Below are 18,967 nucleotides of genomic sequence, written 5' to 3' on the forward strand. Positions count from 1 at the left end.
CGAAGCCCCGGGCAGGTTAACGCAACACGTTCGCCAGTTGCGCCAGTCGCTGTTGAGACTGGCGGCGGGCAACCAGCGCCTCTTCCAGCGTCACAGGCATAAAGCGGACGTGTTGATTCGGTTGTAACTGACCAAGAATGGCCAGATCGGGGCTGATAACGGTCCCCAGCGTCATATAGCCGCCGCCCGATACCGCATCGCGCAGCAGGACAATTGGCTCAAGCCCACCCGGTACCTGAACGGAACCAATGGGGTAGCAGGCATCGACAATATTGGAGGGATCGGAGCCTGCGCCAAACGGTGGCGTCCGTGGGTTAAACGCCAGCGGCTGCCCGCCTTTCAGACGGTAGCCCGTGCGGTCGGCTTCGGTACTCACATACCAGTCGTCAGCAAAGAAGGTATCGACCGCGGCATCCGTCAGTCGGTGGATATAGAGACCCGGCACCAGTCGCAGAGTGACGGATTTCTCCAGCACCGGCAGCAATACCTCAGGAACAGTGTTCCCCTCGCGGCGGAAGCGATCTGCGTTTACTGGCTGCACGTTCAACACATCACCCGCTGCCAGTCGCCGCCCCTGAAAGCCTCCCAGCGCCCCCAGCGTATAAGTCGAGCGGCTTCCCAGTATGCGCGGCACATCAAGGCCGCCAGCAATCGCCAGATAGCCACGGCTTCCCTGGCGGGCAGGGGCAAAGCGCAGATGTTGCCCGGCGCGGATATACAGCGCGCTGTGCGCAGCCGCAGGTTGATTGTCAACGATCGGCGTCATCGCCGCGCCACACACCGCGATCAGCGCATCGCTGGAAAAATGTAACTCCGGGCCGAGCAGCGTCATCTCCAGCACCGCATCATCGGCTGCGTTACCCACCAGCAGGTTCGCCATCTGCATCGAATACGGATCCAACGCGCCGGAGGGGGGAATGCCCAGGTGGTAATAGCCTTCCCGCCCTGCATCCTGAACCGTGGTGGCAAGGCCAGGCTTAATCACATTGATGGTCATACAACCCCCTTTTCAACATCTGAGGATAGCCCTGCGGATCGGCGACAAAGTCTGCAAGCACAAATGTCACATCGCGAATGCGCGGGGAAAATATGCCTTTTTTTACCTGTTCGCTGATGTCGTCATAAGTCTGATGATCGATGGCGCGGAACTGCACAATGTCGCCCGCTTTGAAGAACACCATTTCGCTTTGCAGATACGGCAGACGTTGCGCCGGGTCATAGATCGGCATTGGCGTGATGCCAAAGAGCTGGTAACCGCCAGCGCCACGCACCGAGTAGATACAGCCGAAGCAGCCGCCATGACCGAGGGATAACCCGGGCGTATCAGTGCGCGGGCGCAGGTATTTCGGTACCTGAAGCTGTTTGTCATGCCCGACCATCTGATACATAAACGGCAACCCAGCGACAAAACCCACCATCGACACGAACCACGGTGTACCGCTGTGGGCGGCAATAAAGTCGTCTTTATCCGCATAACCATTGATGTGTGCGGCATAGTCGAGGTCGCTGCCTTCCGGTGCCTGATGGCGATCGCGAAAACGCATTAACGTCTCGTGTGTCCACGGATCGTTGTACAGCACCGGCACCTCAATAATGCGTGTCGCCAGCGTTGCGTCGGCTTCGCTATCGGCTTCCAGCGCCTGCAACTTGTCAAGCAGCGTTTGCGGTGCCAGCACGTCCGGGTTAAAGCGTACCTGGAAAGAGGCGTTCGCCAGGCAAATATCCAGCACACCGGGGAGCTGGCATGCCTCCAGTGCTCGCGTCAGCGTCAGGCCGTGGAAAAAAGCATTTAACGACATTGACTGGTCAATTTCGGCAAAAAGATGCTCATCTCCGCCAAAGGAGTAGCGAATCGGATTATTGGCCATAGCGACGGCTCTCCTGTAGCGGGGGCGTTGCTGCGCTGTCGCGCTCCGCCAGCCACTGCTCGAGGGTGGTGGTGGTAAATTCTCCCGCCTGCAACTGTGGGTGTTGCAGCAGCCATTGATGCAGCGGGGCGGTGGTTTTGATGCCACGCAGTTCCAGCCCGCCGAGTGCCTGGCGGGCGCGGGCCAGCGCGTCGGCACGATCGGTGCCCCAGGCAATCACCTTCGCCAGCAAGGAGTCATACCACGGGGGAATGCTGTAACCGCTGAAGACATGGCTATCGACACGGATCCCTTCTCCACCCGGCCACACCACCGCCTCTATCCGGCCAGGGCAAGGGAAGAAGTTCTTGTCGGGGTCTTCGGCGTTAATGCGCATTTCGCAAGCGCTGCCGCTCAGCTGCACATCCGACTGCGCCAACGTTAGCGGTTCACCGTTGGCGATGCGTAACATCCACTGCACCAGATCGATGCCCGTTACCATCTCGGTTACCGGGTGTTCCACCTGAATACGGGTATTCATTTCAATGAACCAGAACTCGCCGCGCGTTTCATCAAACAGGTATTCCAGCGTGCCTGCCCCGCGGTAGCGTAGGTGCCGCGCCAGTTGCACTGCGCTGTCGCAGAGCGCGGCCCGCTGGGCAGGACTCAGGGCAGGCGAGGGCGCTTCCTCAAAGATTTTCTGCCGACGGCGCTGTAACGAGCACTCGCGGTCGAACAGGTGGATCACCCGCTCGCCATCGCCGAGGATCTGCACTTCAACATGGCGGGCGCGGGCTATAAAACGTTCAAGGTAGACGGCGCTGGAGCCAAAAGCGGCTTTCGATTCGCTCTGGGCCACGGGGAATTCCCGCGCCAGCGCCTCATCATTTTCTACCACGCGGATACCACGACCGCCGCCGCCGGCTGCAGCTTTAATCAGGCAGGGATAACCGATCTGGCTGGCGCGAACTTGCGCTGCCTGCACCGTTTCCAGCACCCGGGAGCCGGGAACGACCGGCACACCGGCTTCTGCTGCTGTGCGACGGGCTGCAGCTTTATCGCCCATCACGCGAATGGTTTGCGCGTCGGGGCCGACGAAAATATACCCGGCCTGTTCAACCCGCTCGGCGAATTGGGCATTTTCCGACAGAAAACCGTAGCCAGGGTGGATCGCATTTGCACCGGTTTGCGCGGCGGCATCCAGTAAGGCATTAATGTTGAGATAACTGCGCGCGGCTGGTGCCGGGCCGATAATGCACACCTCATCGGCCAGTTTTGCCGCGAGGCTTTCACTGTCCGCCTCGCTGCATGCCGCCACCGTTGGGATCCCCAGTGTTTGCGCAGCACGAATAATACGCACCGCTATTTCCCCACGGTTGGCGACCAATAATTTTTTTATTTTCCCCGTCATAAATCCTCCGCAGTGATTATTCGTTATCGGTTTTTATTATGGCGATCACCTGTCCGGGTTCGACGGCATCACCATTTTGTATGGTGATGGCGCTTATTATGCCGCGAGTTTCGGCGAATATTTCACTGAACTGCTTCATCACTTCAATTAAACCAATAATGGTATCGGGTTCGACTTTATCGCCATCCTTAACAAAAGGTGCAGCCTCCGGTGAGGGTTGCCGATAAAAAATACCCGGCAATGGCGAAATAATTTCAACATCAGACATCGTATTTCTCTCCAGATAAGCGGGAATGATTAAACCATACCCGGTGAGCAGACGTTTATACCTGCATTAATGAGCGCCATTTTTACCGAGCTGATAATTTCCAGTGCGCCGGGCGTATCACTGTGGATACAAATAGAATCGAAACGAATCGGGATGGTATTGCCGGTAACGGTTTTGACTTTCCCCTCCAGACAGGCCATTAACACTTTCTCGGTGATCGCCTGCACACTAAGACGCCCGGTACTGCGGGTGAAGACAATAAACCCTTGATCGTCATACTCTCTGTCGGCGTAAAACTCGGTGACTACCGGGTGTTCCAGCCGCTGCGCTGCCTGCCAGACGGCGGAACCCGCCATGCAGTAAAGATAGAGGCCGGCGTCGAGTTGATGCAGAGCGGCAACAAAACATTGCGCTGCCGTTTCATCCCGCGCCAGGTGCATATATAACGCGCCGTGCGGTTTAATATGCTGCAAAGACAAGGAGTATAAACGTGCGAATTCCCGCAAGGCACCCAGTTGGTAAATAATGTCGTTAACCAGTTCGTCCATCGGAATAGATAAATGGCGGCGACCAAATCCTTGTAAATCATTAAATCCCGGATGTGCGCCAATCGCCACGCCATTTTTTCTGGCCGACTCGACGGTTTTTCGCATAATATTGGGATCGCCAGCGTGAAACCCGGTGGCAATATTGGCGGAGCTTATTATCGTCATAAGCTCATTATCAACATCATCGCCAATTATCCATGAGCCAAAACTTTCTCCTATATCGGAGTTGATATCGACCGTTTTCATCATAATGATTTCTTATTTACGTTTGGGGGTTAATTCACTATATGAAGATTTATTTGTATCCGAAAAGTATTATTTTTAGATAGTCTGATATCAGAAAAACAGAACGCTCACCGGCAAACATTGTTGCTTAAATAAAAAGAGGCTCAGAGATGCTGACATTACGCCAGATTCGTTATTTTGTTGCCACCGCCGAAATGGGGCAGATCTCGCTGGCGGCCGTGCATCTTAATATTTCGCAGTCAGCGGTCACCGGGGCGATTCAGGAACTGGAGCAGCTATTGGGCAAGAAGCTGTTTACCCGCTCGGTGCACGGCATGATGCTGACCGACTACGGGAACTATTTTCTTAACCATGCCTATACCGTGTTACAGACCGTGGAGAATGCCGTGCGTAGCATGCCGGTTAATGACACGGGTGTGCGTGGCACGCTACGCCTGGCGGCAAGTTACACGGTGATAGGCTATTTTCTGCCGTTCCATCTGCAACGGCTGGCGCAGGATTACCCGCACATTGATATCCAGCTGTTTGAGTATGAGCGGCAGGATATTGAACAAGGATTGGTTGACCAGACGCTGGATATGGCGCTGGTGCTGACGGGCAATTTACGCCATCAGTCGATTTATGCCGAAACCCTGTTTAATTCTACGCGCCGCTTGTGGCTGCCATCGCGGCATCCGTTATGTGAAAAATCACACGTGACGCTGGAGGATGTGGCCGGGGAACCTTTCATTATGCTCACGGTGGATGAAGCCGCAGACAGTGCCATGCGCTACTGGGAAGAGGCCGGAACCAGCCCCAACGTTATCCTGCGCACCAGTTCGGTCGAGGCGGTGCGCAGCATGGTGGCTAATGGTTCGGGGATCGCTATCTTATCGGACCTGGTTTATCGCCCGTGGTCGCTGGAAGGGCGGCGCATTGAGACCCGGTCGCTGGTGAACCATGTGCACCCGATGAGCGTCGGCCTGGCATGGCGTCATGACGCCCACTTCACCCCGGCGATGGCGGCGTTGCGCGAGTATTTCCGCAGCGCATTCGTGACGCAGCAAATCAATATGGTGCGACGTTAACCTCTCTGCGCCCGATGTGAGTCACCTTTTCCTTCATTAATCACCAAAAATTTTGGCCTCTGAGAAACGGACAAGACTGGAGTACCCCGAGCCCGTAGACAAATCCACCCTCTAGTTTGAGCACAGAAGGAGTCTATGGGCACACCACGTTATTGCCGGGTTGGAGGGTAACGGCGGGATCTGCTGAATGATATCGGAAGCCATTGGCTTCTGCGCATCCAGCGCCTTTTTGAGCGACCTGGCTATTTAGGCGGCGCGTGGATCACGCAGAGCCGGATACCTTTTTTCTCCTGAGCGGAAGGGGAAAAGCCTGAAAAATCGCATTCTTATAAACAGACGTGAGTCGTCCGAATCCCGGGGCTTTTGCGTTGATGCAGGAAATTCGGGTGACTATTTTTTGAGCAGACCGTAATGAGACAGAGACAACTGGCAGAACGTTTGGCGTTCATCCCTGCTGTGATGTGTTCCGCTACGGCGCAGCATCTTTCCGGCCGTGCAGAAGATGCTGACTGGCTGCATGGCGCGTATTCAGCACCATTGCATGTCAGGATTACTTTGCACAAAAAATAAGGAAACTATTTATGCAATCTTTTGTTCCCTCAACAGCGAACTATCGCGGTAGGAGAGTCGTCCATAATGGCGTTGCGCACGTCGACAGTAAAGAGCCCATGACGCCGGAGCAGCGTAAAGAATTACAACGCAGGACAGCGGCGAGCTTCAATAAACTCATGGAAACTCTGAATCCAGGGCGTACGGCAATGGGAATCGCTGCTGCCAATGCAACGCTGGTGCAGGCAGAGCCAGATAATCAGGACGAGCAAGCTCTACCAAACTCCATATCAACTATTATTGAAACAGTTCGTCCTCCCGTGGCCCGTTTCCCCTTAAAATTTATACAGCAGGTGGCCGCGACGCTGGATGCCACAGGAAAGAATACTTTCCCGGCAGCCGCGATCATCAAGGACGTCAACGATCAGTTGACAGCGCTGCAAACGGATCATATTGACATCGCGTTTTTTCCCTGGCCGACCAGCGAGACGCTCGTTGACGAAACGCTGGGGGCGTATGATTCCTTACTGAAAGAGGGAAAAATCCTTGCGCTTGGCGGCATGGATCTCACGGCGGCGCAATTGTCGCAGATACTTAGCGCAGCGGCTGTGCAAGGGTTCCCGGGCTATCAGGCCTTAGCCGTGAATTATAACCTTTTCGACCGTTCCGTTTACGAAGGCGCCCTGCAGGATCTGGTGGTGAAAGAAAATATCGCCGCATTGCCTTATACCAGCCTGGCTGATGGGTTTCTGACCGGGAAATATCGAACCCTTAACGACCTTATTGATAACCCGCTCTCCGCTGAGATTGCCAACTATTTTACCCCGCGCGGCTTTGCCATCCTGGATGCGCAGGCAGCCATCGCGGCAAAATATGGTGTTCCTGCGGCTGCGGTGGCGCTGTCGTGGTTAATGAATCAGCCCGGCGTGGCGACACCAATATTTGGGCCATTTGCGGTTGCCGATGCAGAGGAAGCAGATCAAGTTGCGACGGCTGCCGTCGAGATGAGACTCAGTGCGGAAGATATCGCGCTGCTGACGAACGCTGGACAGTAACGTCACGTTGCTTCGAATAAATGTGTTAATGAAGGCCCCAGGCAGAGTAATGCCCGTAATGAAAAGCAAAAAGCCTGCTCGTAAGCAGGCTTTTTTAAATTTGGCTCCTCTGACTGGACTCGAACCAGTGACATACGGATTAACAGTCCGCCGTTCTACCGACTGAACTACAGAGGAATCGTGTGAACGGGGCGCATATTATCGGCCGCGCCCGGGCTTGTCAAAGGGTGGATCGCCTGAGCGCGTTCGTTTGCTGACAATTTCGGCAACCTGTGCGTGTATCAGCTCAATAAACCCGCATTTGCACCGGCATGGTGCAAAATACCCCTAATGGGGCAGATCGCAAACTGTTGTTTCAGTGATAATACCCTGCGTTGTAATTAGAAACTCTTATTATCCAGCCTGTTAAGCGTTAATTTAACCCCTAACTAAAACTGGCAAGCATATTGCAACTCCTCCGACATCATAACAACCGGCGTTGGCATTGGTATCCCTTACAGGAGGCAAAATGAACTTAAGACGACTGAAATACTTCGTAAAAATCGTCGATATTGGAAGCCTGACTCAGGCAGCCGAAGTATTGCATATTGCGCAGCCCGCGCTGAGTCAGCAAGTCGCCACTCTGGAAGGTGAGCTGGATCAGCAGTTGTTGATCCGCACTAAACGGGGCGTAACGCCCACGGAAGCTGGGAAAATTCTCTATACCCATGCGCGGATGATTTTGCGTCAGTGCGAACAGGCACAACTGGCGGTGAACAACGTTGGCCAGTGTCTGCGCGGCCAGGTTTCCATCGGCCTTGCGCCGGGCACGGCAGCGTCTTCGGTCACCATGCCATTATTACAGGCTGTGCGTACTGAGCTGCCTGAAGTGGCGGTCTATCTGCATGAAAACAGCGGCGCAGTGCTGAATGATAAATTGCTGAGTGGTCAACTGGATATGGCGGTGCTGTATGAGCGCGCGCCGGGGGCGGGGATCAATAGCCTGCCGCTGCTGAAAGAAGACCTCTATCTGGTGGGTACCCGCGATTGCCCGGGGCAGAGCGTGGATTTAACCGCGGTCGCTGAAATGAATCTGTTCCTGCCGCGTGACTATAGCGCTGTACGTCTGCGTGTCGATGAAGCGTTCTCTCTGCGCCGCCTGACGGCAAAAATCATTGGCGAAATCGAATCCATTGCCACGCTGACCGCAGCAATCGCCAGCGGAATGGGCGTTACCGTATTGCCGGAATCAGCCGCGCGTTCGCTGTGCAGCGCAACCAACGGCTGGATGGCGCGTATTACCACACCATCAATGAACCTGCCGCTGTCGCTGAATGTTTCGGCCCGCGGCTCGCTGTCACCACAAGCGCAGGCAGTAAAAGATATTTTAATGTCTTTAGTCAGTCGCCCGGCCATGGAAAGCCATGAGTTGCAGTTGGTGAGCTAATGATTATTCCTTAATGGAATAAGATGCTGGTTTTTATTATTTGTTCTGCCAGGCCACAGACTTTAACAATAGCGTTATGTCTGATCGGCCTGGAGGAAAGGGTGAATTTCCAGCAATTAAAAATAATCCGCGAGGCGGCGCGGCGGGATTACAACCTGACCGAGGTCGCCAACATGCTTTACACGTCGCAGTCAGGCGTCAGCCGTCATATCCGCGAGCTTGAAGAAGAGCTGGGGATTGAGATTTTCATCCGTCGTGGCAAACGGCTGCTGGGAATGACCGAACCGGGTAAAGCACTGCTGGTGATTGCCGAGCGCATCCTCAATGAGGCGAGCAACGTCCGTCGGCTCGCCGATCTCTTCACCAATGACACTTCCGGCGTGTTGACTATCGCCACCACGCATACGCAGGCGCGTTACAGCCTACCGTCGGTGATCAAAGCGTTCCGCGCGCTGTTCCCGGAAGTCCGCCTGGAATTGATTCAGGGAACGCCGCAGGAAATCGAGTCGCTACTGCATAACGGCGGAGCGGATATCGGTATCGCCAGTGAACGCTTAAGCAACGACAGTTCGCTGGCGGCTTTCCCGTGGTTCCGCTGGCATCACAGCTTACTGGTTCCGCAGGATCACCCGCTGGTGCAGTGCTCGCCGCTAACGCTGGAAGATATCAGCCGCTGGCCGTTGATTACCTACCGCCAGGGGATCACCGGGCGTTCACGTATCGATGAAGCCTTTGGCCGCAAGGGGTTAATCCCTGATGTGGTGCTTAGCGCACAAGATTCGGACGTGATTAAAACCTATGTCGAACTGGGGCTGGGTGTCGGGCTGGTGGCAGAACAATCGAGCGGCGAGAATGAAGAGGGTAAGCTGGTACGACTGAATACGCAGCATCTGTTTGACGCCAACACCGTGTGGCTGGGGCTGAAGCGCGGTCAGCTACAGCGCAATTACGTGTGGCGTTTTATCGAACTGTGTAATGCCGGGTTGTCCGTAGACGATATCAAGCGCCAGGTAATGGAGCCGGATGAAACGGTGATTGATTACCAGATTTAAAAAAAAGACGCAGCGCATAAACGGCTGCGTCTTTCCTTCCTTATTGTTGATGTCGTTGCGGTGTTTTCATCAACATCGCGGTTAGCGCCGAAAGCAGGCAACCTGCCAGCAGATAAATCGCCACCGAATGCCATTCGCCGCCGGAGAAGGTCACCAGTGCGGCGGCGATAAAAGGCGTAAAACCGCCACCCACCACGCTTGCAACCTGATAGCCCACTCCCGCGCCGCTGTAGCGGTATCCTGCACCGAACATTTCAGTGAACATCGGCTGCTGCACGCAAACCACCATATCGTGGGCGATATTCGCCAGCATCAGTGAAAAGAACACGACGCCGAAAATCGAACGCGCTTCCAGCGCCATAAAGAACGGGAACGCGCTCAGTGCGCCGAGTAACGCGCCGGTAATATAGATGCGGCGACGTCCGTAGCGATCCGCCAGCAATGCGAACAGTGGGATTGTCAGGCAACTGATCCCGCCGACCAGCAGGCCGATATTTAAAAACAGTTCGCGCGGCAGACCCAGGTTTTGCGTGGAGTAGTTCAGCGCGAAAGCGGTCACGATATACATGGTCAACAGTTCGCACAGGCGCAGGGCGATAATCTTCAAAAACGCGCCGGGATGGCGAACCAGCGCTTCAAATACCGGCAGCCGTTTTTTCTGCTGTTTTGCGGATTGAGCCTGCGCCTGTTCGAATTCGCTGGACTCTTCCATGCCGTTACGCACCCACAATGCGCCGAGCACCAGCACAATGCTGAACAGGAAAGGCAGACGCCAGCCCCAACTGAGGAACTGTGCGTTGCTGGTCATGCTGCTGATTAGGGACACCAGCCCGGTGGAGAGCAGCAAACCAACGCCATATCCCACCTGCACGCCGCTGCTGTAAAACGCTTTTTTGCCTGCGGGCGCACTTTCAACGGCGAGCAATGCCGCGCCGCCCCATTCACCGCCAACGGCAAAGCCCTGGAGTGCACGCAGGGTAACCAGTAAAGCGGGCGCCCACCAGCCAATGGTGGCGAACGAAGGCAAAATACCAATGCATGCCGTGGAGATGCCCATCATCCAGACGGTCATCATCAACATGCGTTTACGGCCCAGACGATCGCCGAAATGGCCGAAAATAATGCCGCCCAGTGGGCGGAATAAAAAGCCGACGCCGAAGGTTGCGAAGGCGGCAAGCGTGCCCATTGCCGGATCGATCTGTGGGAAAAACTCTTTGTTAAACACCAGCGCCGCAGTAATGCCATAGAGTAAAAAGTCATACCAGTCGACGACCGCACCGGCAAAGCTACCCCAGGCAGCACGACGGGCACGGTTGAGAGAAGGGGTCTCCTCATCGGGGCGGGTTGTAATGAGCGTGGAATCCATAATTGTCCTGTCCGTTCCTCAAATTTCCAAATTTTTCTAGTTTTTTGTATAGGGAAAAGGTTACTCACATCGCATGCAGCAAAGTAAAAGCCGCTAATGAGACTACAGCGCCCGTCGCGAGGTGAAAACCTTTTTGGAAAGCAGGATGCATGAAAGGGGAATTTAACTCAGGGAAGCTGGCGGCGCAGAAGATTATCCGGCTGTGAAGGAAAAAAAGGGCAGGGCTAACGCCTGACCAGTGGGACGCAGCGCGGGTAAGTAAGGAATGCGGCCTTGAAAAGCAAAAAGCCTGCTTCAAAAGCAGGCTTCTTAAATTTGGCTCCTCTGACTGGACTCGAACCAGTGACATACGGATTAACAGTCCGCCGTTCTACCGACTGAACTACAGAGGAATCGTGTGAACGGGGCGCATAGTACTGGCCCCGTACTGGTGTGTCAACACTAAATTTAACCCGCTGATTCAATTGGCTAATTAAAGCTCAACGTGCTGTTTTAATGTACCTGGTTTATCCCTTCGCTGTAACCGCCGCTCTGGCCACGCAGACGGCTGAGCGGATCCTGCTGGTAGAAGTGGCAGAAGCGCTGCCACAATGCCGGGAAACGCGGCGCAAAGAGTTCGGGAGCGCTGAAGAAATATTCCGACAACACGGCGAAGCACTCTGCAGGATCGGTTGCGGCATAGGCATCGATGCTGGCTGCACTTTCTCCCACCAGATCGATCTCATCCTGAATGTTATCCATGGCGGCGCGTAAATCATGCTCCCAGCCAGCCACTTCACGCAGCGGGACCAGCGGGATGCCGCTGGCTCTGTCGCCATTACGCGTATCCAGCTTATGCGCAACTTCGTGGATAATCAGATTGAAACCCGAAGCATCAAACGAATCCTGAATATCGAGCCAGTTAAGGATAATCGGCCCCTGCTGCCAGCTCTGACCGGATTGCACCATGCGCTGGTTGTGCACGAGGCCGATATCATCTTCCCACTCATCGTCCACCACGAAGGGAACCGGGTAAATCAACACTTCGTGAAAACCATCCAGCCATTCGAGGCCCAGTTCCAGCACGGGCAGGCAAAAGAGCAGGCTGATGCGCGCGCTCTTTAAGGCATCTAAATCGAATCCTTGTAAGGGAACCAGCCGCTTTTGCTGTAAAAAGCGATGCGCAAGCTGAACAAGCTTAACCTGCTCATCAGGCGATAAATTTGCTAATACCGGGGCGTTTAGTGCTTCTTCCCACGGGAACGCCGCCTCATCAGCGGAGTCCTTTGTTTTCCAGGGCCACTTAATCATCGTTTTGCTCGCAAACTCGCCACTTGAACCAAATTAACGGGACAGGGTCTGTTAAAATGCCAAATTACCTGGCATCATGGCAACCATCTGAACGGAGAGATGCCGGAGCGGCTGAACGGACCGGTCTCGAAAACCGGAGTAGGGGCAACTCTACCGGGGGTTCAAATCCCCCTCTCTCCGCCATTATTCAAGCACTTACGAAAAAACCTTTCAACGATACAAGTCACACTTGGTATGATGTTGGTATATTCGGTTAGTATATCCAAGCCTTAGGGTACTCTAAAAAAGCAAAAAAAGAGAGCCGAAGCTCTCTTTTGGTCTGGGGTTATCCCCTTCATTTTCGCGGGGGGGCGTAGAAGTGAAACATCCCGCCGTCTTTTTTGTAGATACGCTTACCTTTGATGGTGATGTAAGGGGTGAATACTTCCACCATTCCTTCCGGAACGGCCTCGTTCAGATTCTTGGTCATAAGTTTGAATCTCACTTCTGCCTTTACAGGCCGAAGGTGAACGACTACACTCCGGATTACCACATCAAGAAGTACTCGTCACCTTCGGATACGGAGAGGGCAGTTTACTCCCCAGTATTCTTGGTTACGGCTAGGAGGTTAATTCATTTGGATTAGCCTCAAAGCCGTTTAATTTTTTCAAGCATGTGCCTCGCTGTATCCAGACTTACTCCAAAACCAATGCTACAAGCTCTTGGTGTTTTGAGTAAATCTTTATATGAGGGATCAACCAGCAACCACCCGGCAAATTCATTTGCTTGCCATTCTACATCCTCTGTATAAGGGTGATTTGATGGTGCTTGAGAGAAGGCGAACTGAGGCACTGTATTTGCGTGTAATAGCAGGTGTCCCAGTTCGTGGGCAACGGTAAAACGACTGCGTGGCTCACCTTTAAAGGCAGAACTGTACGTATCAGATCGTAATTTGATGATTCGTTGAGACGGTATAGTTATGGCGTACTCATTGGGAAGTTCATCATTTTCAACAACCTCTAAAAAAATAAGCTCAGCATCGTGTAATTTCTCCAAAAAATGCAAAGGGTCTAAATAGGGTGCATTATTTTGAAGAACACGCTGGATGAGGGATCTGGCCTCAAATGCCTTATTCATTATGCTCTCGCTAAGCAGCGGAGCTACTTTATTACCTAAGATTCTTTGTCGAGGCCGCATGCTCTTCATCCTTCTTTATTTCTTCAAAGTTATCTCATTCAGTTCATCAAGCCATTGTCGGGCTTGTTCCTCTGGTAATGCCTTATAACTTCTAGCGAAACTTATAAAAAGCTCTCGCTGCAGATCACCTGCATTTTCAAAGTCCTCTTTAAAGGATGGTTGTGATACATCAACCAACCTTGCAACTTCTTCTTCACCACTACAAAAAGCCGAGTAAAAAGTAATAAGTCGTTGCTTAACCTTTTCTGAGATACTCCTTTTACCAAGTTCAATTGCTGAGAGTTGGGCAACGCTCATTTCCATCTCTTCAGCCATATCGTTGAGTCTCTGCCCACGATCTATACGTACTTTTCTGAGAAAACGGCCAAGTTGGGTAACATTCATCTCCTCTACTCCTTATGGTCCAATGCGGACTAGTAAGCATTAAACCACATTGAGAGATATTTTCAACAGTATTTGTAGAAAAAATCTCTGTCTGATGAATAATAAATTCACGCTTTTTTGTAATCGTTTGATAAGGAGAAAGATAGATAGCCATTCGTGTTAATGCAAGAGCGGAAAGATGAGCAAATTAGTTGGAATGGAGTTGGCAAACACAAAAGCCCTTATGTTTAAGGGCTATACTTATTGTCAATATATTGAGAAAAAATAAAAAAAAACACAACATCTAGTGCTTTTGATGCTTTGTGGGTAGGTTTTTAACATTAAGGCTTGGAGTGATTTTAACTTTTCTATCGTATACCAGCACCTGACTTTCGGTTTTGTGACCAGAAAAGATCTGTTTGTCTCTGCTCGAGCCTTCATAGTCGGAAATGCCTTTTGCTTTCAGATCATGGAATGTGCAGATCAGTTTTCGCCCGAGCTTTTCACCGGCGCGCGCGCGGGCATCTTCCCAGAGATCTGAAAAACCACTTTTGGAATACATCTCTTTTTTGGAACTACAAATGAGATATTTTTCCCCTCCCAGCGTTCTTGCCAGATCGACGGCATTACGCAGACGTTCCGTCCAGGCTTTAATCTGTTTTGTCCCTGTCTTTCCTTGCTGAATGTAAATGCCCTCGTCTGACAACTGACCCAGGGTAAGAGCGCGAACATCAGAAGAACGCGCGGCGCACAGGTAAGCAATTTCCATAGCAGCCTTCATTGCAGTTACCGCTTCGTCATAAATTGCCTGATATTCTTCATCGGTAATGTAAACCTCACGCGCTTTAAGGGTAAATTTTCTCACCCCTCTGCATGGGTTTCCTTTCACATAACCCCGCTCGAATCCCCACCCAAAAACACGAGACATTCCCCCCAGTTCCTGATTGGCCTGATTTATACTGCGCTGGCCGCGACGATCCATATAAATACGGACCATTTCTATTTTGATGTCATCGGCTCTCATTTTTCCGAAAACAGGGATCAGATTTTTATGGTACTGCCGGTAGTCCAGCTGCGTGCGTGGAGCCAGTTCGCAAAATGATGGGCTGGAAATAAATAAACTCCAGAGCCTTTCGAATGTCATTACGTCGTGGCGCTCGGCTTTAGCTTTCTCGTAATTTTCCCACAGCCTGGACATGCTCGTTTCTCGGATCTTCCCCAAAGTTATACTCAGCGTTGTCCCTTTTGGCTTCCATACATAGCTATATTTGTTTTTTGTTACCCGTGGAGGCAGGTGCTTGTCTTTTGGATCTTTTCGTGGTCGGCCCATTGATTGCGTCGTAGTCAGGTTCTGTTGCAACATATTCATCAACCTTCGGTAATTCAGTAAGACCAGGAGCTAAGTTCCGGCGCAAAACGATCGGACGGTTACGCCCATCAGTGGTGAATGGAATGCCGTGGCAGCGTAACTGACGTTGTTGATGCGTATAGCGCGAGTAGCCAGTGATTTCTACAATTTCCTCAGGCGACAGCGTAAGTTCATGCATCGGTCATCTCTCTTAATGACCGGCCAGAAAATATTAACTGGCCGGTTGGTTTAATAGTGATTTTCGAAAATCAGTTTGCTGTCAGGCGCTGCCAGATGGCGGAAACGTATTTAACCTGGTGGCGGGCATCGGCTAGAGCGTTGTGCTGCTCCCCTTCGAAGGGGATGGTGTAGCGAGGGTTTATACCGACAGCCTTTCCAAGTTCAACAATTGTCCTGACGTCCCGATCATTCCAGAACGGTGTGGGAAAGGGGGTATCGGTCAACGCAAATGCCCGGCGCAAAATCACGTTATCGTATGTGGCGCCATTGCCCCATATCTGGACTGTATTGCTGCCATTTGCTGAGTTCTCTGCGATAAAGTCTGCCAGCAATTCGAGCGACTCAAGCAACCCTGACGCGTCATCAGTAGTAATCGCAGATCGGGCTTCGGAAGATTGCTTAAGCCACCAGATAATAGTGTCGGCATCCGGCTGCGCGCCGAACGACATGGAGGAAGACAGACTGACTGCCTGATAAAACTCGGCTCCCATTCTGCTGGTGGCCGGGTCGAAGAATATGGCGGCAATCGCCACTATTGGGGAATTAGGGCCTGATCCCATCGCTTCTATATCTACCATCAGATGGGTGAAAAAAACCTCAGCATTTTGATGAACGGCATCCATATTTAACGGAGTTGTGGGTTTACCATCTGCAACATCGCTTTCATCTGGCACATTTGCTGTTTGGCTTTCCTGAATTTCAGCAACAACTGGGGTTTCATCACTGACAGTTTTTTCCATCTGCACATCTGCTGGTTTCTCCGCTGGCTGAGTTTCTCTGACGAGTGATTCAACTGAATAAATACCGTTACCCAGGTTTGCCACTGGTGATGTGGATTCCTGCTGCGTGATGATTTTCTCTACCACTTGTTTTCCAACCACAGAGAATTCAGCAGAAAGTTTATCCAGGCTTTCAATCGGTTCGGCTCCCTGAATCACGTCGGCGACGACAGCAATGCTGTCTATATGGCGCGCCGCCGTAAGCATTTCTTCCGTTGGTTTTTCGTGGTCGCTCTCCGTGAGATACGTATTGATGAATGTGCGAAGCTTTTCCGGTGAGTGGGTGATATTTTCAGGAGCGGAGCGTACAACAGCAAAAATAGCTGCGCGGGAATAGTCCAACACCCCTGGAGTGTTGCGCAGTGCTGCCGACCATTCTTTGAACGGGCTTTCTTTGCCCGCGACAATGTCTTTGGCGCGGCGGTGGATAGATAACGGGATATTGTAGATATCGAAATCCATCGGCAGGGTAGCGGCTGCAATCTCAGCGTCGAGCGTGTCAAGCGTATGGACATAGCTGGTATTACGGTCGGTTGCGTTCCCGCCGCCTGCGTTAGTACCGCTGTCTGTTCGTTGAATGGCAGTTATGCGCTTGCCGGCAGCCCACTCTTTCACAAGCAGACCACGATCAATATGATGGGTGTCAGACCATGCCTGAACGAACTGAACCATAACAGCAAGTTCATGGCGTTTTTCTTCCGGGAATACTGACTTGATGGCGCTGGTTAACTTCCATAGTTCGTGTGTTGTCAGATTCTCGATGCCGGGGATGTTTCGTGTGGCAAGGAGCAGGTTCTGAACATGACTATTGCCGCTGTCCAGTTCCATCGCACCAATCTCAACCCGCTGTGACATGGTGACGTGGTGGCGGAATTTGTCACTGAGATACTGCGCGATAATGCGCTGAGGAAGGCGCAGGCGCGAGACCGGGTACTCCGTGTTTGCGTCATCGTCAGGAGTAATATCAGAATCTCCGGCAACCGGGGGCTGCGCTGATTCATATAGCGTTCCTGGTTGCGTTTCGCCCATCTCCGGATTCAAATTTTCTGGTGCTGGTGCTGGTGCTGGTGCTGGTGCTGGTGCTGGTGCTGGTGCTGGTGCTGGTGCTGCTATATTGACGATTTTCCGCCATGAAAGACCGTCGTCGCCAAGCTCATAACGATCACACCAGGTTTCATCCAGGGTACCTTCCTCCGGCAGGTCGTCAACGACAAACCAGTTTGTTCGCACAGGTAACTGGTGGTTGTGTCCCCGGCCAACTTCTATGCCAGCATCTTCCAGGATATTGAGTATTTCTCGATCCGCGCGTGCGTCGGTTTTGGCAGATAGCCAGCAGAACAGATTTTTCGCGTCAGATTTTGCTTTAGCTTTGATAAGGAATGCATAGGTGTTCATTGCGTTCGGGTTCCTTTGGGTTGTAAGATACCCGGCAGCTGATGTCAGCCGCCTGCGGTTGGTCATTGGTCAAAACTCGTTTCCGGAAAGCTTTGGTCGGCTGACCGGGTACTTAACCCGCCTTGCGCGGGTTTTGTGCTTTATGCGGCCAGGCGTTTTCTTTGCCGGGCAGCAAGTCGTGTTACGGAGATATCTTCGAGGGTTTCCAGTACAGGCTGGAAATCACTGTCTTCGGGGATGTTGGTTACGGCGCGGATCACTGCCGCAACGCTGATATCCTCATCGGGATGTGCCAGAAAATAGCCGCCACCCGGGCCGCGCTGGCTGGTGACAATTCCCGCAGCGCGAAGTTTAGCGAAAATCTGTTCGAGGTATGACACGGACAATTTCACCTCTGAACTAAGAGTGGTGATAGTGACTGGTTCACCGCTGTAAATGCGCTTAAAGGCTGTAACCACACGGACTGCGGCAATTACTCGTTTAAGTCCAAATTCCATAATTCACTCCGGTTAGACGCTGATCAAAACTCGCTTACATCTTCACTGCTGGCTGTTGGTCGTCAGCCATTTTGCGATAAGGAAGACATTCCCCCTGAACTGCCTGTTCCGCAGCTGCGCTACGACAATCAGCTTCCGATGGATAAAGCCCTAAAGGCGCATCAAAGCATTCGCCTGTAATGGAGCAGACAGAGATCACCAAATAAAAAAGAGTGTTCACGCTTTTATCTCCGGGTTTCCTTTCTGCGCTAGGAAATAGCACAGCTTCCGGATCAATACATCAGCCAGATTTAGCCGGACTGCCTGACAGCTAATTTTCCTGCGTGCATAGTCGATCATCGTTATCTCCTGTTGAGTTGTGCCTGTCTTTTCACCACATCAGGCTCAGTGGCTCCTGGTCATTCCCCAACGACAAGGATTCGGTTAATCTGGACATCCCCAACGACAAGAAGAGTATTCAACGTGATCGCTGAACTTTCGGCGGCTATGGCCGCTATCAAGGAGACTGCGAGTCTCGTCAAATTAATCAGTGACGCTAAAACTGATGCTGAAGTTAAAACTGCAACAATTGAACTTCAAAGCAAGCTTCTAACTCTTCAGTCGGAATGCTTTGCTCTTGGCGATGCGATCCGCTCTCGTGACGAAGACGTAATGCTTCTCAAAGCAAAAATTACAGAATTTGAAGACTTTCAATCCGAGTCTGAAGGTTATGCACTTCACCAAACGGAGGCTGGTTCTTTGGTGTACTCGAAGCAGCTTGTTGTGGGTAGTTCGCAAATAACTGTGAATGCATGCCCAAATTGTTTTAAGCAAAAGAAAATATCTATGCTTCAGCCGGGTATTGATAAAGCAGCGAAAGCTTCTTTCTGGGTACATTTTTGTCCATCCTGTCATGCGGAATTTAAAATGGATAAAACACCGGCGGCGAAGAATCCCCAAAAAAGAACAATTGCAAATCACTTCAACGATCGAGGTGCTTGGTAGTTGCGATTGGGACATCCAGATTTTTAAAGAGCTAAGCGCCCTATGGGCGCTTTTTTTCTG

20 protein-coding genes and 3 tRNA genes are annotated in these 18,967 nt (G+C 52.1%); 6 read left to right on the forward strand and 17 right to left on the reverse strand.

Features of this window, described 5'->3' with window-relative positions:
- Nucleotides 1–16 precede the first annotated feature (16 nt).
- Genes AWR26_RS09595 through AWR26_RS09615 form a run of 5 tightly spaced genes read right to left on the reverse strand, consistent with a single transcriptional unit; the run spans nucleotide 17 to nucleotide 4,323 of the window.
- Nucleotides 17–997, reverse strand: coding sequence for a 5-oxoprolinase subunit C family protein (locus AWR26_RS09595; RefSeq protein ID WP_064565345.1), 981 nt, complete (start codon nucleotides 995–997; stop codon nucleotides 17–19).
- A complete protein-coding gene (locus tag AWR26_RS09600) occupies nucleotides 978–1,868 on the reverse strand; it encodes a 5-oxoprolinase subunit B family protein (RefSeq protein ID WP_064565348.1) in 891 nt (296 codons plus the stop codon). The genes AWR26_RS09595 and AWR26_RS09600 overlap by 20 nt, the downstream gene beginning before the upstream one ends.
- Nucleotides 1,858–3,258, reverse strand: coding sequence for an acetyl-CoA carboxylase biotin carboxylase subunit (locus AWR26_RS09605; protein ID WP_064565351.1), 1,401 nt, complete (start codon nucleotides 3,256–3,258; stop codon nucleotides 1,858–1,860). The genes AWR26_RS09600 and AWR26_RS09605 overlap by 11 nt, the downstream gene beginning before the upstream one ends.
- A 16-nt stretch (nucleotides 3,259–3,274) precedes the next feature.
- Nucleotides 3,275–3,526, reverse strand: a complete 252-nt coding sequence (locus AWR26_RS09610; protein ID WP_064565354.1) for an acetyl-CoA carboxylase — start codon at nucleotides 3,524–3,526, stop codon at nucleotides 3,275–3,277.
- A 29-nt stretch (nucleotides 3,527–3,555) separates the two neighbouring features.
- Nucleotides 3,556–4,323, reverse strand: a complete 768-nt coding sequence (locus tag AWR26_RS09615) for a 5-oxoprolinase subunit PxpA (RefSeq protein WP_206062524.1) — start codon at nucleotides 4,321–4,323, stop codon at nucleotides 3,556–3,558.
- A 146-nt stretch (nucleotides 4,324–4,469) separates the two neighbouring features.
- Here AWR26_RS09615 and AWR26_RS09620 point away from each other — a divergent pair, with 146 nt between their 5' ends.
- Both AWR26_RS09620 and AWR26_RS09625 read left to right on the forward strand, forming a co-directional pair.
- A complete protein-coding gene (locus tag AWR26_RS09620; RefSeq protein ID WP_064565356.1) occupies nucleotides 4,470–5,387 on the forward strand; it encodes a LysR family transcriptional regulator in 918 nt (305 codons plus the stop codon).
- A gap of 581 nt (nucleotides 5,388–5,968) precedes the next feature.
- Nucleotides 5,969–6,991 (forward strand): aldo/keto reductase, encoded by a 1,023-nt coding sequence (locus tag AWR26_RS09625; protein ID WP_082934092.1) that lies wholly within the window; start codon nucleotides 5,969–5,971, stop codon nucleotides 6,989–6,991.
- Nucleotides 6,992–7,092: 101 nt separating this feature from the next.
- Here the strand turns inward: AWR26_RS09625 and AWR26_RS09630 are convergent.
- A tRNA-Asn gene (locus tag AWR26_RS09630) sits at nucleotides 7,093–7,168 on the reverse strand.
- Nucleotides 7,169–7,499: 331 nt separating this feature from the next.
- Here AWR26_RS09630 and nac point away from each other — a divergent pair.
- Together nac and cbl are read left to right on the forward strand one after the other, a co-directional pair.
- Nucleotides 7,500–8,417 (forward strand): nitrogen assimilation transcriptional regulator NAC, encoded by a 918-nt coding sequence (gene nac, locus AWR26_RS09635; RefSeq protein ID WP_007371389.1) that lies wholly within the window; start codon nucleotides 7,500–7,502, stop codon nucleotides 8,415–8,417.
- A 101-nt stretch (nucleotides 8,418–8,518) separates the two neighbouring features.
- Complete coding sequence (cbl, locus tag AWR26_RS09640) at nucleotides 8,519–9,469, forward strand: HTH-type transcriptional regulator Cbl (RefSeq protein ID WP_064565362.1); 951 nt, start codon at nucleotides 8,519–8,521, stop codon at nucleotides 9,467–9,469.
- Between the two features lie 40 nt (nucleotides 9,470–9,509).
- Here the strand turns inward: cbl and shiA are convergent, their stop codons facing one another.
- The 3 genes from shiA to mtfA form a co-directional block, all read right to left on the reverse strand.
- On the reverse strand, nucleotides 9,510–10,835 hold the full coding sequence (shiA, locus tag AWR26_RS09645) for a shikimate transporter (RefSeq protein WP_064565365.1): 1,326 nt from the start codon (nucleotides 10,833–10,835) through the stop codon (nucleotides 9,510–9,512).
- 316 nt (nucleotides 10,836–11,151) lie between these two features.
- Nucleotides 11,152–11,227 (reverse strand) — tRNA-Asn (locus AWR26_RS09650).
- Nucleotides 11,228–11,327: 100 nt separating this feature from the next.
- Nucleotides 11,328–12,125: a DgsA anti-repressor MtfA gene (gene mtfA / locus AWR26_RS09655; RefSeq protein WP_064565368.1), complete on the reverse strand. Its 798-nt coding sequence runs from the start codon at nucleotides 12,123–12,125 to the stop codon at nucleotides 11,328–11,330.
- A 93-nt stretch (nucleotides 12,126–12,218) separates the two neighbouring features.
- Here mtfA and AWR26_RS09660 point away from each other — a divergent pair.
- Nucleotides 12,219–12,308, forward strand: a tRNA-Ser gene (locus tag AWR26_RS09660).
- A 151-nt stretch (nucleotides 12,309–12,459) separates the two neighbouring features.
- Here the strand turns inward: AWR26_RS09660 and AWR26_RS25840 are convergent.
- From AWR26_RS25840 to AWR26_RS09695, 8 genes are all read right to left on the reverse strand, one after another.
- Nucleotides 12,460–12,594 carry a hypothetical protein gene (locus AWR26_RS25840; protein ID WP_256440856.1) on the reverse strand — a complete coding sequence of 45 codons (135 nt, stop codon included), beginning with the start codon at nucleotides 12,592–12,594 and terminating at the stop codon, nucleotides 12,460–12,462.
- Between the two features lie 158 nt (nucleotides 12,595–12,752).
- On the reverse strand, nucleotides 12,753–13,241 hold the full coding sequence (locus AWR26_RS09665) for an ImmA/IrrE family metallo-endopeptidase (protein WP_167351146.1): 489 nt from the start codon (nucleotides 13,239–13,241) through the stop codon (nucleotides 12,753–12,755).
- Nucleotides 13,242–13,316: 75 nt separating this feature from the next.
- Complete coding sequence (locus AWR26_RS09670) at nucleotides 13,317–13,685, reverse strand: helix-turn-helix domain-containing protein (RefSeq protein WP_064565374.1); 369 nt, start codon at nucleotides 13,683–13,685, stop codon at nucleotides 13,317–13,319.
- Nucleotides 13,686–13,968: 283 nt separating this feature from the next.
- On the reverse strand, nucleotides 13,969–14,994 hold the full coding sequence (locus AWR26_RS09675) for a tyrosine-type recombinase/integrase (protein ID WP_064568987.1): 1,026 nt from the start codon (nucleotides 14,992–14,994) through the stop codon (nucleotides 13,969–13,971).
- Entirely contained in the window at nucleotides 14,927–15,211 is a 285-nt protein-coding gene (locus AWR26_RS09680; RefSeq protein ID WP_071892656.1) for a DUF4224 domain-containing protein, read from the reverse strand. The genes AWR26_RS09675 and AWR26_RS09680 overlap by 68 nt, the downstream gene beginning before the upstream one ends.
- Before the next feature lie 70 nt (nucleotides 15,212–15,281).
- Nucleotides 15,282–17,426, reverse strand: a complete 2,145-nt coding sequence (locus tag AWR26_RS09685; RefSeq protein ID WP_064565377.1) for an exonuclease — start codon at nucleotides 17,424–17,426, stop codon at nucleotides 15,282–15,284.
- Between the two features lie 140 nt (nucleotides 17,427–17,566).
- The gene (locus AWR26_RS09690; protein ID WP_064565380.1) at nucleotides 17,567–17,923 is read right to left on the reverse strand and encodes an RrF2 family transcriptional regulator; all 357 of its coding nucleotides are present in this window, start codon (nucleotides 17,921–17,923) and stop codon (nucleotides 17,567–17,569) included.
- Between the two features lie 34 nt (nucleotides 17,924–17,957).
- Complete coding sequence (locus AWR26_RS09695) at nucleotides 17,958–18,143, reverse strand: DUF1482 family protein (RefSeq protein WP_007371408.1); 186 nt, start codon at nucleotides 18,141–18,143, stop codon at nucleotides 17,958–17,960.
- A gap of 242 nt (nucleotides 18,144–18,385) precedes the next feature.
- Between AWR26_RS09695 and AWR26_RS09700 the strand changes: the two genes are divergently transcribed.
- Nucleotides 18,386–18,907, forward strand: coding sequence for a hypothetical protein (locus tag AWR26_RS09700; RefSeq protein ID WP_074922514.1), 522 nt, complete (start codon nucleotides 18,386–18,388; stop codon nucleotides 18,905–18,907).
- The last annotated feature ends 60 nt before the right edge of the window (nucleotides 18,908–18,967 follow it).

Origin of the sequence: Kosakonia oryzae, assembly GCF_001658025.2 — a bacterium.
Taxonomy (GTDB): domain Bacteria; phylum Pseudomonadota; class Gammaproteobacteria; order Enterobacterales; family Enterobacteriaceae; genus Kosakonia; species Kosakonia oryzae.